The sequence below is a fragment of the Leucobacter sp. gxy201 genome, from assembly GCF_051043335.1.
Lineage (GTDB): Bacteria > Actinomycetota > Actinomycetes > Actinomycetales > Microbacteriaceae > Leucobacter.
On the sequence record NZ_JAMXWS010000008.1, the window covers coordinates 83,999 to 96,844 of the forward strand.

Genomic DNA, 12,846 nt, shown 5'->3' on the forward strand with positions numbered 1-12,846 from the left:
CGAGCGCGTACGGCCCGCCCCGCGGTCAGTCGAGCGGTGCGAGGCCGGGCTCGCCGAGCACGACGCGATGGGCGTCGTGCAGCAGGCGCTCGGTTCGCTCGACCTCCTGCTGCTGCGCGTCGGCATTCCAGCCGAGCACCGGGGCGATGGCTTCGGCCGCCTCGGCGAGGGTCTCGCGGGTGAGGCCGCCGACGAACGCCAGCGAGGTGCGTCGCAGCAGCAGGTCGTCGAGGTGCAGCACGTCCTCGGTGCGCGCGAGGTGCGCCAGTTCCGCCGCGAAGTAGCCGGGGGCGTGCACCAGCTCCGATGCGTCGGTCGGGATCGCGGCGAGCACCTCGGCGGCCGCGGTGCCGTAGCGCTCGAGCAGGGCCTCGACGACCCGCGGGTCGTGGCCCTGGGCGTGCTTCGAGACCCAGATGCGCTTCGCCGCGGCGTCTCGCGGGTAGCCGGCTCCGCCGCCGATGACCGTGCGGCGCGTGCTCATGCTGCGGCGGGCTCCGAGCAGCTTCAGCGTCTCATCGCCGAGATGCTCGGCGAGCGCGCGGAAGGTCGTCCACTTGCCCCCGACGAGGCTGAGCGTGCGCACATCGCCGAGCCAGCCGTGCTCGATGCGGTAGTCGCGCGACACGAACCCCGGCGCGGTGTCGTCGTGCCGGGGGAGCGGTCTGATCCCCGAGAACGAGTACACGATCTGCGATCGGTCTACCGGGATCGCGGGGAACACGTGCGGGATGAGATCGAAGAAGTAGTCGACCTCGTCGTCGGTGCAGACCATCGGCTCGGCGGGGTCGGCGTCGATGTCGGTCGTGCCGACCATCACCCGGCCCTTGAGCGGATAGATGAGCACGATGCGGCCGTCGGAGTGCTCGAAGAACATTTCGCGGCCCGCCGTCGCCTCGAACAGCTCGGGGTGTTCGAGCACGATGTGCGAGCCCTTCGTGCCGCCCATGTAGCGGGTCGGGCGGCCGAGCGCCTCGTTGGTGAGGTCGGTCCACGGGCCGCTCGTGTTCACGATGACGCGGGCGGTGAACGGGAACTCCTCGCCGCTCGCCTCGTCGCGCAGGGTCGCCTTCCCGTCCGAGAAGCCCACGGCGGAGACGTAGTTCGCGGCGCGAGCCGTGCGGTCCCCGCGGGCGCCCGTGCCCGCGCTGACCCCGTCGGCGAGCACGTCGAGCGCGAGCCGCTCGGGGTCGTGCATCGATGCGTCGAAGTAGGTGGCGGTGTACTTGATGCCGGGGTTCAGGCGGGGGAGCTCGCGGAGCGAGCGATCCCTGCCGAGGAAGCGGTGCCGGGGCACCTGGCCGCCCGCACGCGAGAAGAGGTCGTAGATGACGAGCCCGATCTTGATGAGCAGCGCCCCGCGCTCGCGCGGTTCTCCGCGACCGTGGGTGACGAGCAGCCGGAACGGTGCCGTCAGTATGCCCGAGAAGGTCTTGAAGATCGGGATCGTGGTGCGCAACGGGCGCACGTAGTGGGGTGCGTTGCGGATGAGGCGGTTGCGCTCCTGCACCGCCTCCTTCACGAGGCGGAACTCGCCGTTCTCGAGGTAGCGGATGCCGCCGTGGACCATATGGCTCGAAGCGGAGGACGCGCCCGAGACGAAGTCGCCCCGCTCGACGAGTGCCACGTCGACGCCTTGCAGCGCGAGCTCGCGGAACGTCGCGATGCCGTTGATGCCGCCGCCGATGATGAGCACGTCGGCCTGCGCGCGTGCGCGCAGGGCAGCGACGGCGTCGTCCCGGGACGCACCCGGGGGCTGCGGAGAAGAGGAGTGCTGCTGCTTCGCCAAGATAGATCGCCTTCCTGCCGCCCGGATCCGGGCCACCCGACTGATGACACCACGCTACCAAGACGCGGCCGATCGAGCCGGTGAATTCGTAGGGCCGGCGGGCGGCGATGCCGGGCGGTTCACCAGCCGCGCGCCCCCGGAATATGGTGCAATGGGGGCATGACGGGACAGCAGCGCGAGATCGCTTCGATGCTGCACGTCGACATGGATTCGTTCTTCGTCTCGGTGGAGCTGCTCGACCGGCCCGAGCTCCGCGGGCGTCCGGTCGCGGCGGCCCACGACACGGCGCGCTCCGTGGTGTCGAGCGCGAGCTACGAGGCGCGCCGATACGGTGTGCGTTCGGCGATGCCGGTCGCACGGGCGAAGCAGCTCTGCCCGCAGCTCGTGCTCGTGCCGCCGACGTTCGAGAAGTACCGGCGGGCCTCGCGCCGGGTCATGCAGATCTTCGAGGAGTTCACGCCGCTCGTCGAGCCGCTCAGCATCGACGAGGCGTTCCTCGATGTCGCGGGCACCGTGCGGCTCTTCGGCGAGCCGGTCGAGATCGCGCGCCGGCTGCGCGAACGGGTGCGCGAGGAGACCGGGCTGCCGGCATCGGTCGGGCTCGCGGGCACGAAGTTCGTCGCCAAGCTCGCCTCGCAGCGCGCGAAGCCCGACGGCCTCCTCGAGATCCCGCCGCAGCGCACCCTCGAGTTCTTGCACCCGCTGCCGATCGAGGCGATGTGGGGCGTCGGTCGAGCCACGGCGAAGGCGCTCGGGTCGCGGGCGATCCATACGGTGGCCGACCTCGCCGCGGAGCCGCTCGCCTCGCTCGAGCGCATCGTCGGCGTGGCGAGCGCGCGTCGCCTGCACGATCTCGCGAACGGACGCGATGCCCGCGGCGTCGAGACGGAGCGCACGGAGAAGAGCATCGGCCACGAGGAGACGTTCGCCCGCGATGAGGTCGACGCGGCGCTGCTCGAGCGCGAACTGCTGCGGCTCGCCACGCGCACGGGGGAACGGCTGCGGGGCGCTGGCCTCGAAGCCCGTACCGTGTCGATCAAGGTGCGCTGGTCGGACTTCGAGACGGTCACCCGATCGCGCACGCTCGCCGAGGCTACGGATGCGACGCAGCGCATCTATCAGACCGCGCGCGAGCTGTTCGCGGGGCTCCCGGCCGGCCGGCCGGTGCGCCTCATCGGGGTGCGCGCCGAGCAGCTGCTCCCGACCGGGGCCGACCCGGCCGGGCTGTGGAGCGACGACGACGAGTGGCGGGCCGTCGACCAGGCGGTCGACGAGGTGCGCGGCAGGTTCGGGGCGGGAGGCGTGGTCGCCGCGAGCCTGCTCGGCGGGCGCGGCGCGGTGGTGGACCACCGGTCCCTGCAGCCGCCGACCTGAGGTTCGCCGCGACCGGGCCGGGTCACAGCTCGATCACGAATGCAGAATCTGCGATTCCACTGGACTAGTTCGCTCTTGACTAGTATAAATTAGAGCCAGATCTTGACTAAGAGATTCCTGCTCATCATGACGAAAGGCGGACGGACGATGAAGTCCTCGGTATCCCATAAGCGAACGGGCTTCGCGATCATCGGCGCACTTGCCGGCGTCGCCCTCCTGGCCGGCTGCAGCGGCGCCTCCGAGGCGCCCGCCGCGAACAACGACAAGTCGATCATCGACCAGGCGGCGTGCGATCGCAATGCCGCTGAGAAGATCACCTACATCTCGGGCTACGGCTACTCGGCGAGCGCCAGCCAGATCGACGTCTTCATGGCGCAGGAGCTCGGCTACTTCGACGAGCTGTGCCTGAACGTCGAGATCAACGCGGCCGGTGGCAACGGGCAGCAGCTCGTCTCGTCGGGCAAGGCCCAGTTCAGCAGCCTCGGCTCTGCCGAGGACGTGCTGATGGCGGCCGCCAACAGCAAGAACCTCACTGCGGTCGCCACCTACGGGACGACCTCGCCGTTCTGCCTGTTCGCCAATAAGGACATCAAGAGCCTGAAGGATCTCGAGGGCAAGCAGCTCGGCTACTTCATCAACCTGACGCCGGTCGCCGCGGCCATGCTCGATGCCGCCGGCGCCGACATCAATAAGGTCGAACTGGTCAAGATGACCAATTACGACCCGACCGTGGTGCTGCGCAGCCAGCCCGATGCGATCGTCGGCTACGCGTCGAACCAGTGCGAGACCCTGCGCGCCATGGGCGAGGAGTTCTCGGAGTTCGTCCCGGCCGACTTCGACCTCAGCGGCACGTACAACGTGATGGAGACCAACGCCGAGTTCTACCAGAAGAATCCCGAAGTGGTCGCCGACTTCATGCGCGCCGACCTGAAGGCGCTGCAGTACTGCCTCGACAACGAGGCCGATTGCGTCGAGCGCCTCGCGAAGCTCGCGAAGGACAACGGCCAGGGCGACGCGTTCCCGAAGGAGCAGCTCGAGCGCACCTGGAAGGTCGAGTCCCAGTGGGTGCGCGACAGCCAGGCCGGAGCGCCCGGCGTGCAGACCGTCGAGCAGTGGCAGGGCGCGGCCGACATGGTGAAGAAGTTCGGCAACGTCACGGACATCCCGCCGGTCGAGGACGTCATGGATCCGGAGCTCGTCGCGGGCCTCTACGACGCCGACGGCGCGCTGATCTGGCCGGGAGACGCCCAGTGACAGTCGGTCTGAGCGAAGGCCACGGCGTCGAGGTCTCGCACCTCGTCAAGAAATTCGGCAAGCCGGGCCAGGAGATGCTGGCGCTCAGCGATGTGAACCTCACGGTGAACCCGGGAGAGTTCGTCTCGGTGATCGGGCCGAGCGGCTGCGGCAAGTCGACCCTCTTGAAGGTCGTCGCGGGCCTCTACGAGGCGAACGGAGGCTCGGTGACGATCGGCGGCGAGAGCGTGCGCGCCGCCGCGAAGAAGAAGCGCATCGGCCTGGTGCCCCAGGCCCCCGCCCTCCTGCCGTGGAAGAGCGTGCGCGACAACGTGAAGCTGCCGGTGCGCATCAATCCGAAGGCGAACGAGGGGCGCACGCTGAGGGATCCGGACGAGCTGCTGCGCTCGTTCGGCCTCGGCGCCGCACTCGACAAGTTCCCGAAGCAGCTCTCGGGCGGCATGCAGCAGCGCGTCGCGATCGCGCGGGCGTTCTCGTTCGACCCCGACATCCTGCTCATGGACGAGCCGTTCTCGGCGCTCGACGAGATCAACCGAGACCAGCAGCGCCTCGGCCTGCTCGAATTCTGGCAGTCGAACCGCAAATCCGTGATGTTCGTCACGCACTCCGTGCCCGAGGCGATCGTGCTCTCGGACCGCATCGTGCTGATGGCGGCCCACCCCGGCCGCATCGAGGAGATCATCGACGTGAATCTTCCGCGCCCGCGCACCTCCGAGTCCTACGCGAGCGATGAGTTCCGCGATCTCGAGGGCTACGTGCGCCAGCGGCTGAGCGATGTCATGGAGGCGAATGCACATGTCGGTTGAATCGAATGACGTGACCGCCACGCGCGCGGTCGCCGTGCAAGAGGCGCAGCAGTCGACGGCGCCGCGCTCCGCGAACCTCGCCTGGGCGCACCCGCGCGTGTGGGCGCCGACCGCAGTCGTCTTCGCCATCGTCGCAGTGCTCTGGCACGTGATCGCGATCACGAATCCGTACATCCTGCCGACGTTCGGGCAGGTCGGCGAGAGCTTCGCGTCCGACCCCGGCATGTACTGGAAGAACTTCCTGATCACCCTGCAGGAGGTCGCGATCGGCGCCGGGTCGGCGATCGTGCTCGGCTTCGTGATCGCCGTCATCATGAGCGAGTTCGAGATCGTGGAGCGCGCCGTGATGCCGCTCATCGTGCTCATCATGGTCACTCCGGTCATCGCGATCGCCCCGGCGCTCGTCGTCGCGTTCGGCTTCGGCATGCTGCCGAAGTACATCGTGACCGGCATCGTCGTGTTCTTCCCGGTGCTCGTCAACTCGCTTGCGGGGCTGCGCAGCGTCGACTCGCGTACGAAGGACGTCTTCCAGACGCTCCACGCCTCGCGCTGGGAGATCTTCCGCGACCTGCGCTTCCCGGGGAGCATGCCGTACTTCTTCGCCGGCCTCCGCATCAGTCTGCCGCTCGCGGTCGTCGGTGCCGCGGTGGCGGAGTTCGTCGCGGCGGGTACTGCCGCGGGCCTCGGCTCGCTCGTCACGACCGCGGCCGCGCAGGCGAATCTCGCCGTGACCTGGGCCGCGATCTTCATGCTCTGCCTGATGGGCATCCTGCTCATCGCGCTCCTCGCCATCGTGCGCAAGCGGGTGCTGTGGTGGAGCGACGAAGTCAGTGCGCGCTGAGACAAAGAATTCATTGTTGGGAGAGAGGAACTCCATGAAAAAGCTGCACTTCGGCCTGTTCGAGAACGCGCAGGCCAACGACAGCGGCCGGGCCACCTGGCGCCACCCCGATAACCAGCGGGATCAGTACGACACGCTGGAGTACTGGACGAGGCTCGCGAAGATCTGCGAAGAGGGCGGGCTCGACTTCCTGTTCCTCGCCGACGCCTGGGGCTGGGCCGAGGTCAACGGCGTGCGCCCCGATATCGCATCGGTCGAGGGGCTCGACCTCCCGCGCCTCGACCCGTTCATCGTCGCATCGGCGATCCTGGCTCACACGAAGCAGCTCGGAGTCGTCATGACCGGTTCGACCCTGCTCGAGCAGCCGTACGCGTTCGCGCGCCGCATGGCGACGCTCGACCAGCTCTCGGGCGGGCGCACCGGGTGGAACATCGTCACCACCGGAACCGCGGATACGGCGGTCAAGGCGTTCGGCGTGCCCATGGTGGCGCACGACGAGCGCTACGAGATGGCCGACGACTTCGTGCGCCTCGTCTACAAGCTGTGGGAGGGCGCATGGGAGCCCGACGCGCTCACGAAGGACAAGCAGGGCAATTTCGCCGATCCGGCGAAGGTGCACACGATCACGCACGAGGGCCCGTACTTCACGAGCGAGGGCTACGGCAATTCGTCGTATTCGCCGCAGGGCACGCCCGTGCTCTTCCAGGCCGGCGCCTCGCCGGCGGGCCGTTCGTTCGGCGGCCGCCACGGCGAGTGCATGTTCGTGGGCGGCGGTACCGCCGAACAGCTCGCGGCGCACAGCACGGCGATCCGCCAGGCCGCCGTCGATTCGGGGCGCAGCGCCGACTCGGTGAAGGTCATGGCCGAGTTCCGCTGCATCATCGGCGACACGACCGAGGAGGCGCAGCGCCGCTACGACGAGGTGCTTGCCTCGCAGACCGCCGAGGTGACCGTGGCCTCGTACGCATGGTTCACGGGCCTCGATCTCTCGGCCTACGACCCCGAGACGCCGATGACCGATCTGCACACCGAGCTGTCGCAGTCGCAGGTCTCGCGCTTCGCCGGCATGACCGTCGGCGACGTGCTGAAGGATTGGCACGAGCACGGGGTGGGCTCGAAGGCGTTCGTGGGCACTGCCGAGGAGGTCGCCGATCACGTGATCGCGCTCGCCGAGGGCGGCGACCTCGACGGTTTCCTGCTTTCGCCGGTCATCCAGCCCGGTTCGACGATCGACTTCGTCGAGAAGGTGCTGCCGATCCTGCGCGAGCGGGGTGCCGTGGCCTCGAGCGAGGGCGCGACGCTGCGCGAGCGGCTCACCGAGTCGGGCAGTGCGACGCTTCCCGACGAGCACCCCGCCGCCTCGGCCCGCGTCTACTGAGCGCTAGTCTGTTCATCATGAACGATGCAGCGGTATGCGTGGTCGGCAGTCTGAATGCGGATCGCTACCTCGGTCTCACCCGGCTCCCCGAGCCGGGTGAGACCATCATCGGCGAGGCGCTCGGGCTGTACCCCGGCGGCAAGGGCCTGAACCAGGCGGTCGCCGCCGCTCGTTGCGGCGCGGCGACGCGCATGTGCGGCGCGATCGGCGACGATGCGGAGGGCCGCTTCCTCGTCGGCGCCATGCGCGAGGCCGGCGTCGACGATTCGGCGGTCGCCGTGCAGGCGGGGCCGAGCGGCATCGCGCACATCATGTCCCTCGCTGCGGGCGAGAACAGCATCATCGTGATCCCGGGGGCGAATGCCCGAGTCGATGCCGGGGCCGCGACCCGCGGCATCGCGGGGGCCCGCGTCGTGCTCGTGCAGCTCGAGATCAATATCGGGGCCGCGGCCGAAGCGCTGGAGGCCGGTCGTGCCGCCGGCGCTACGACGGTGCTCAACGCCGCCCCGGCGCACGAGGCGGTGCTCGGCCTGCTGCCGAACGTCGACATCCTCATCGTGAACGATTCGGAGCTCGCGATGCTCGGCGGGCTCGAGACGCTCGCCCCGCTGGTCACCGTGGTGCACACGCAGGGCGGCGATGGGCTGACCGTGCATCCGCTGGGTGCGGAGTCCTTCTCCGTCGGCGCGTTCCCCATCGAGGTCGTGGATACGACCGGTGCGGGCGATGCGTTCTGCGGCGGTTTCGTCGCGGCTCTCGCCGCCGGCGAGTCCCTCGAGGCCGCCGCGAAACGAGGCGCGGCCGCCGGGGCGATCGTCGCGTGCCATCGCGGCGCGCAGACCGAGGCGCTGTCCGCCGAAGTGGTGTCCGAGCTCGTCGGGTTCTAGTGGACATGCGTACGGCGCCGTCTCCGATATCGGGGGCGGTGCCGTTTCGCGTTTCAGGGAGCGGCGATGGCCTCTTCGTCCGCGAATCGGTATTCGCCGGCGCGCAGCCGCTCGATGAGTTCGCGGGCCCAGACCTGTTCGGCCCTCAGTCGGGCCGACGAGAGCTCGAAGATCTCGCGCACGTACTTCGGCGTGGTCTCCGATCGCAAAGTGTCGGTGATCTGGAACGAGTTCGTCGTGATGAGCGCGTCGATCTTGCTGACGCGATTCTCGAGGCCCGCGATGACCTCGCTGCGGCTGAGCGCGAACATGAACGAGGTGAGTGCCATGACCGAATTCGTGTCGAAGGCTTCGACCCTCCAGAGCGTGTCGCGCAGCATACGCAGCAGTTCGACCTTTCCGGTGGCGGTGACGCTGTAGACGGTGCGGGCGGGGTATTTGCCGTCCGTCTCGGTGCCGTCGTCGATGATGTACCCGTCTCGCGTGAGCGACTTCAGTGCGTTGTAGATCGAACCGGGCTGGGTGTTCGCCCACTCGTCGACATGCCAGGTCGACAGTTCGCGCCGCAGGAAGTACCCGTGCACGGGCTGGAACTGGTAGACAGCTCCGAGCACGATGAGACGTGTGTATGAGGCCATTCCATCATGCTAAGGCGCACGACAGAATTGATCAAGATTGACGAGTATCTGTGTTAATGTCTAATAGACAAATTTGACTATGCTGATTCATGGAGGGTCACATATGAACGTTCAGCAGGCATCCGACGCCGAGGTCGGCACGCAGCTGCGCCGCGCCTTCTCCGCCTTCCCGACCGGCGTCGTCGCCGTCGGGGCCGTCGGGGCCGACGGGGCGCCGATCGGCATGGCGGTGAACTCCTTCACCTCGATCTCCCTCGATCCGCCGCTCGTGGCGATCAGCGTGGCGAACACCTCGCGCACCTGGCCGCAGTTCGAGAACGCCGCCTCCATCGGCCTGAGCGTGCTCGGACATGCACAGGAGAGCGTCAGCCGGCAGCTCTCGGCGCGCGAGGGCGACCGCTTCGCGGGCATCGACTGGCAGGCGGACGACGACGGGGCCGTCCACTTCCCGGGCGCAGCGCTCTGGCTGAGCTGCACGGTGCACTCCCTGCTGCCCGGCGGCGATCACACCATCGTGCTGCTCGAGGTCAGCGAGGTCGACTACTTCGCCGATGTCGAGCCGCTGGTGTTCCACCACAGCCGATACCGCACTATCGGGGAATGAGCGCGCTCGACTGGCGGGTCGCGGGAGTCGTCGTGCACGGCGACGGCCGCGGGCGTGAGCTCGGCTATCCGACGGCGAACCTCGACACGCGCGACCCGCTGCCCCCGGCCGGCGTCTACGCCGCCTGGGTGCGTGTACCCCGCCCGGAGAGCCGCGCGCTCTGGCACGAGGCGACCGTCAGCGTCGGCGACAACCCGACCTTCGGCGATGTCGCCGCCGATCGGGCCGAGTGCTTCCTCCATGATTTCTCGGGCGACCTGTACGGCCTCGAGCTCGAAGTGGCGTTCGTGGCGTACATTCGAGAGATGGCCGCATTCTCCGTACTCGACGAACTGATCGAGAACGCCGCGAGCGACGTCGAACGATCGCGCGAGCTGCTGCGGCTCAATCCGCGGATGGCGGGCTGAGGCATGGTTGACGGGGTGCGGCGGGCTGCGAGGCCGTTCGACGGCTCGGCGTCGTCGGGCGCGAGCGCGCCTGCCGTTGATCCCTGGCTGATCTTCCTCGATATCGATGGCACGCTCGTCGACGACACCCACCGGCCCCGGTCGTCGGCTACTCGGGCCGTGCGGCAGGCGCGGGCTCGCGGCCACCGCGTCTACCTGTCGACCGGGCGGTCGCGCTCGGGCATCTCCGACGAGATCATGGAGATCGGCTTCGACGGAGTGGTCACGGCGAGCGGCGGCTTCATCGAAACGGCAGAAGCGCTCATCGCCACCGAGACCATGCCCGAGGCCGACGTCTCGTACCTGATCGACCTGTTCGCGTCTCTCGATCTCGAGTTCACATTGCAGGCCAGGGATCGCACCTACGCGAGCATCGGGCTCGCCGACCGGATGCGTCCGCTCCTGCTCGAGCAGCGCCGCCTCGCGGCCGGCGGTGTGAGTGCGCTCGCCCATTTGGAGCAGCTCGAAGAACGCTTCGTGTACGCGGGGCCGCCGCCGCTCGTCGGCATCGCGAAGGCCACGTTCGTCGGGCTGGACGCGCTTGCCTACGGTCGGCTGTGCGATGCCATCGAGGCGCGCTTCCTCCCCGTCACCGGCACGATCCCGTACCTCGGCGAACTCGGCGGCGAAGTCGGTCTGCGCACCACGAACAAGGGGCGTTCGCTGCGTCGCGTCGCCGAGTTCCACGGCATCCCGATGCGCCGCACGATGGCCGTGGGCGATAGCGCGAACGATCTCGAGATGATCACCGAGGCCGCCGTGGGCGTGGCGATGGGCGACGCTCCGCCGACGCTCATCGAAACGGCCGACTTCACGACGGGCACGGTGGCGGAAGACGGCATCTGGCGGGCGTTCGTGCGCTACGGCCTCGTCGACGACCGGGGCTGAACGACGCGACTGCGCGATTCGTTCGCGAGCGTGCTCGGCCTCAGGCCGACCTGCCGGTTCCCGCCATGCGCGCTCGCATCACGGCGTCGAGAATCGCCGCGAGCCAATCGAAGACGAGCACCGTGCTGCGCGCCTCGTCGTCGGCTTCGAGGCGGGCGTGATCCGCCTCCCGTTCGAGCCCGATGCGGGCGGCGATCGCGAGGCGCAGCGCCGTCAGCGTGCGCGCCCACGTCGGCAGCTCGTCGAAGGCGATGTCGACCTCGATCTCCAGGTCGTCGTCCTCGAGCGCCGCGAAGGGGTCGCCTCCGAGCCCGATCGCCGAAGTCACGGCGAGGGCATCCTGCACCTTCCGGTTCAGCATGCCCTGCTCGGATACGCGGCGGAAGCGGTCGGCATCATCGCTCTCTTCATACGCATCGGGGAAGAGCCTGGCGAGCGCCGGATCCTCGGGCTTCGATTCCGATCCGCCGACCTCCAGGCTCGCGAAGAGAGGGTCGGCGTCGAGCGCCATCGAACTGTGGCTCTGCAGGAGCTGCAGCAGCTGGGTGACGAGCTGGTCGAGCATGGCCGCCTCGTCAGGCTGCAGCACCATGCGCAGGCCGCCCTCGGGCAGCTGCACGAGCATCATTCCGACCCCGCCTCTCTGACCGTCGCCCACAGGCCGTAGTCGTGCATCGCCTCGACGTGCATCTCCATCGCGTGCCGCCCGCCCTCGGCGACAACGGCGCTGCCGCGATGATGCACCTGCAGCATGAGCTCGTGGGCGCGTTCCTCGCTGAACCCGAAATGCATCTGGAAGACGTAGGAGACGTACGACATGAGGTTGACCGGGTCGTCCCACACGACCGTCTGCCACGGGCGCTCCGCCACGGCCGCCGGCTGATCCCTGGCGCCCGCCCTCTGCTGCGCGTCCGTGGCGACCATCAGCCCCACCCGAGCTCGTGGATGCGCGCTTCCGAGATGCCGTAGAAGTGGGCGATCTCGTGGATGAGGGTGATGCGGATCTCGGAGACCAGCTCGGCCCGGTCGGCGCAGTGCCGCAGCAGGTTCATGCGGAACAGGATGATGCGGTCGGGTTCTTCGCCGTAGCCGTACGCGCCGCGCTCGGCGAGCGAGAACCCCTCGTAGACCCCCAGGATGTCGCTGCCGTCGTCCGGTTCGTCCTCGACGAGGAAGATGACGTTGTCGAGCTGCTCGAGCATCTCATCGTGCAGAGAGTCGAGGCCATCCGACACGAGTTCCTCGAACTCCTCCGACGTTATCTCGAGCATGGCTCCAGCCTAACCGGCCGGGCGCCGCGTATCCATTGACGTCGCCAGTGCATCGGGCCAGGCTGAGAAGACGAAGGGGGCGATCATGCACGAGTATTCGTTCGTCAGCGTCGCGATGCTGCGCCGTCGCGATGGAGCACGGCCCGAACAGGACTACCGAGAGGTGATCCGCGATCGGGCGGCCGCCGGGTGGCGCTTCGTACAGGCGATCCCGTTCGAATCGAGCGCGGACCCGCGTCTCGATCTGGTGTTCGAGCGAAAAGTAGCACGATGCGGCATCCGCTCCGCCTGCTGCAGGCGTTCACATTGTTCTCGACCGGCCTGTTCGGCCTCTTCGTGTTCATGGGCAACCTCATGGACTACGACTCCAACTATCAGTTCGTGAAGCACGTGCTCTCGATGGACACGACCTTCGAGGGCAATGCGCTCATGCGGCGCGCGATCACGGTGCCGTGGGTGTGGACCGTCGGCAACATCGGCATCATCCTGGCCGAGGGCGCGTTCGCCGCCCTGGGGCTCATCGGGGGAGTGAAGCTGTTCCTGCGCCGCGATGCCGACGCCGCGACGTACAACAGCGTGCGCGGCTGGGGCTATGCGGCGTACGGGAGTAGCGCCCCGTGGAGACGCTTCTATGATTGTCAAGTCGTAGAACCGGCAGAATGTAGGGCAT

At 68.4% G+C, this 12,846-nt stretch carries 16 protein-coding genes; 11 read left to right on the forward strand and 5 right to left on the reverse strand.

Annotated features, from left to right (window positions below; translation table 11 throughout):
• Positions 1–25: 25 nt before the first annotated feature.
• Positions 26–1,789 carry a glycerol-3-phosphate dehydrogenase/oxidase gene (locus NHL51_RS12390; RefSeq protein WP_434144212.1) on the reverse strand — a complete coding sequence of 588 codons (1,764 nt, stop codon included), beginning with the start codon at positions 1,787–1,789 and terminating at the stop codon, positions 26–28.
• Positions 1,790–1,948: 159 nt separating this feature from the next.
• Between NHL51_RS12390 and dinB the strand changes: the two genes are divergently transcribed.
• The 6 genes from dinB (at position 1,949) to NHL51_RS12420 (ending at position 8,329) form a co-directional block, all read left to right on the forward strand.
• Positions 1,949–3,163 (forward strand): DNA polymerase IV, encoded by a 1,215-nt coding sequence (gene dinB / locus NHL51_RS12395; protein ID WP_434144213.1) that lies wholly within the window; start codon positions 1,949–1,951, stop codon positions 3,161–3,163.
• A 147-nt stretch (positions 3,164–3,310) separates the two neighbouring features.
• On the forward strand, positions 3,311–4,417 hold the full coding sequence (locus NHL51_RS12400) for an ABC transporter substrate-binding protein (protein WP_434144215.1): 1,107 nt from the start codon (positions 3,311–3,313) through the stop codon (positions 4,415–4,417).
• The gene (locus NHL51_RS12405) at positions 4,414–5,223 is read left to right on the forward strand and encodes an ABC transporter ATP-binding protein (protein ID WP_434144216.1); all 810 of its coding nucleotides are present in this window, start codon (positions 4,414–4,416) and stop codon (positions 5,221–5,223) included. Before NHL51_RS12400 ends, NHL51_RS12405 begins: the two co-directional genes overlap by 4 nt.
• A gap of 10 nt (positions 5,224–5,233) precedes the next feature.
• Positions 5,234–6,064, forward strand: a complete 831-nt coding sequence (locus tag NHL51_RS12410) for an ABC transporter permease (RefSeq protein WP_434144217.1) — start codon at positions 5,234–5,236, stop codon at positions 6,062–6,064.
• Positions 6,065–6,098: 34 nt separating this feature from the next.
• On the forward strand, positions 6,099–7,442 hold the full coding sequence (locus NHL51_RS12415; protein WP_434144219.1) for an NtaA/DmoA family FMN-dependent monooxygenase: 1,344 nt from the start codon (positions 6,099–6,101) through the stop codon (positions 7,440–7,442).
• Between the two features lie 17 nt (positions 7,443–7,459).
• Positions 7,460–8,329: a PfkB family carbohydrate kinase gene (locus tag NHL51_RS12420; protein WP_434144221.1), complete on the forward strand. Its 870-nt coding sequence runs from the start codon at positions 7,460–7,462 to the stop codon at positions 8,327–8,329.
• Between the two features lie 53 nt (positions 8,330–8,382).
• Here the strand turns inward: NHL51_RS12420 and NHL51_RS12425 are convergent, their stop codons facing one another.
• The gene (locus NHL51_RS12425; RefSeq protein ID WP_434144223.1) at positions 8,383–8,967 is read right to left on the reverse strand and encodes a PadR family transcriptional regulator; all 585 of its coding nucleotides are present in this window, start codon (positions 8,965–8,967) and stop codon (positions 8,383–8,385) included.
• Between the two features lie 103 nt (positions 8,968–9,070).
• Between NHL51_RS12425 and NHL51_RS12430 the strand changes: the two genes are divergently transcribed.
• The 3 genes from NHL51_RS12430 to NHL51_RS12440 are packed head-to-tail and all read left to right on the forward strand — an operon-like array spanning position 9,071 to position 10,905.
• Positions 9,071–9,571 (forward strand): flavin reductase family protein, encoded by a 501-nt coding sequence (locus tag NHL51_RS12430; RefSeq protein ID WP_434144224.1) that lies wholly within the window; start codon positions 9,071–9,073, stop codon positions 9,569–9,571.
• Positions 9,568–9,978: a riboflavin kinase gene (locus NHL51_RS12435; RefSeq protein ID WP_434144226.1), complete on the forward strand. Its 411-nt coding sequence runs from the start codon at positions 9,568–9,570 to the stop codon at positions 9,976–9,978. Before NHL51_RS12430 ends, NHL51_RS12435 begins: the two co-directional genes overlap by 4 nt.
• Before the next feature lie 3 nt (positions 9,979–9,981).
• Positions 9,982–10,905: an HAD hydrolase family protein gene (locus NHL51_RS12440; protein WP_434144227.1), complete on the forward strand. Its 924-nt coding sequence runs from the start codon at positions 9,982–9,984 to the stop codon at positions 10,903–10,905.
• Between the two features lie 40 nt (positions 10,906–10,945).
• On the opposite strand, the gene NHL51_RS12445 is transcribed toward NHL51_RS12440, so the two are convergent.
• The 3 genes from NHL51_RS12445 to NHL51_RS12455 are packed head-to-tail and all read right to left on the reverse strand — an operon-like array spanning position 10,946 to position 12,176.
• Complete coding sequence (locus tag NHL51_RS12445; RefSeq protein ID WP_434144229.1) at positions 10,946–11,533, reverse strand: DUF2017 family protein; 588 nt, start codon at positions 11,531–11,533, stop codon at positions 10,946–10,948.
• Positions 11,530–11,829, reverse strand: a complete 300-nt coding sequence (gene clpS, locus NHL51_RS12450) for an ATP-dependent Clp protease adapter ClpS (protein WP_434144230.1) — start codon at positions 11,827–11,829, stop codon at positions 11,530–11,532. The genes NHL51_RS12445 and clpS overlap by 4 nt, the downstream gene beginning before the upstream one ends.
• Entirely contained in the window at positions 11,829–12,176 is a 348-nt protein-coding gene (locus NHL51_RS12455; protein ID WP_434144232.1) for a metallopeptidase family protein, read from the reverse strand. The genes clpS and NHL51_RS12455 overlap by 1 nt, the downstream gene beginning before the upstream one ends.
• Before the next feature lie 85 nt (positions 12,177–12,261).
• Between NHL51_RS12455 and NHL51_RS12460 the strand changes: the two genes are divergently transcribed.
• Both NHL51_RS12460 and NHL51_RS12465 read left to right on the forward strand, forming a co-directional pair.
• Positions 12,262–12,561: a DUF4177 domain-containing protein gene (locus NHL51_RS12460; RefSeq protein WP_434144234.1), complete on the forward strand. Its 300-nt coding sequence runs from the start codon at positions 12,262–12,264 to the stop codon at positions 12,559–12,561.
• A partial coding sequence (locus NHL51_RS12465) for a DUF2165 family protein (protein WP_434144236.1) occupies positions 12,447–12,846 on the forward strand: 400 nt, incomplete at its 3' end. The genes NHL51_RS12460 and NHL51_RS12465, both read left to right, overlap by 115 nt.

Coding starts and splice junctions, on each gene's coding strand:
- dinB (WP_434144213.1), top strand. CDS start 1,949: ATGACGGGACAGCAGCGCGAGATCGCTTCGATGCTGCACGTCGACATG.
- NHL51_RS12400 (WP_434144215.1), top strand. CDS start 3,311: ATGAAGTCCTCGGTATCCCATAAGCGAACGGGCTTCGCGATCATCGGC.
- NHL51_RS12415 (WP_434144219.1), top strand. CDS start 6,099: ATGAAAAAGCTGCACTTCGGCCTGTTCGAGAACGCGCAGGCCAACGAC.
- NHL51_RS12420 (WP_434144221.1), top strand. CDS start 7,460: ATGAACGATGCAGCGGTATGCGTGGTCGGCAGTCTGAATGCGGATCGC.
- NHL51_RS12425 (WP_434144223.1), bottom strand. CDS start 8,967: ATGGCCTCATACACACGTCTCATCGTGCTCGGAGCTGTCTACCAGTTC.
- NHL51_RS12430 (WP_434144224.1), top strand. CDS start 9,071: ATGAACGTTCAGCAGGCATCCGACGCCGAGGTCGGCACGCAGCTGCGC.
- NHL51_RS12435 (WP_434144226.1), top strand. CDS start 9,568: ATGAGCGCGCTCGACTGGCGGGTCGCGGGAGTCGTCGTGCACGGCGAC.
- NHL51_RS12440 (WP_434144227.1), top strand. CDS start 9,982: ATGGTTGACGGGGTGCGGCGGGCTGCGAGGCCGTTCGACGGCTCGGCG.
- NHL51_RS12445 (WP_434144229.1), bottom strand. CDS start 11,533: ATGATGCTCGTGCAGCTGCCCGAGGGCGGCCTGCGCATGGTGCTGCAG.
- clpS (WP_434144230.1), bottom strand. CDS start 11,829: ATGGTCGCCACGGACGCGCAGCAGAGGGCGGGCGCCAGGGATCAGCCG.
- NHL51_RS12455 (WP_434144232.1), bottom strand. CDS start 12,176: ATGCTCGAGATAACGTCGGAGGAGTTCGAGGAACTCGTGTCGGATGGC.
- NHL51_RS12460 (WP_434144234.1), top strand. CDS start 12,262: ATGCACGAGTATTCGTTCGTCAGCGTCGCGATGCTGCGCCGTCGCGAT.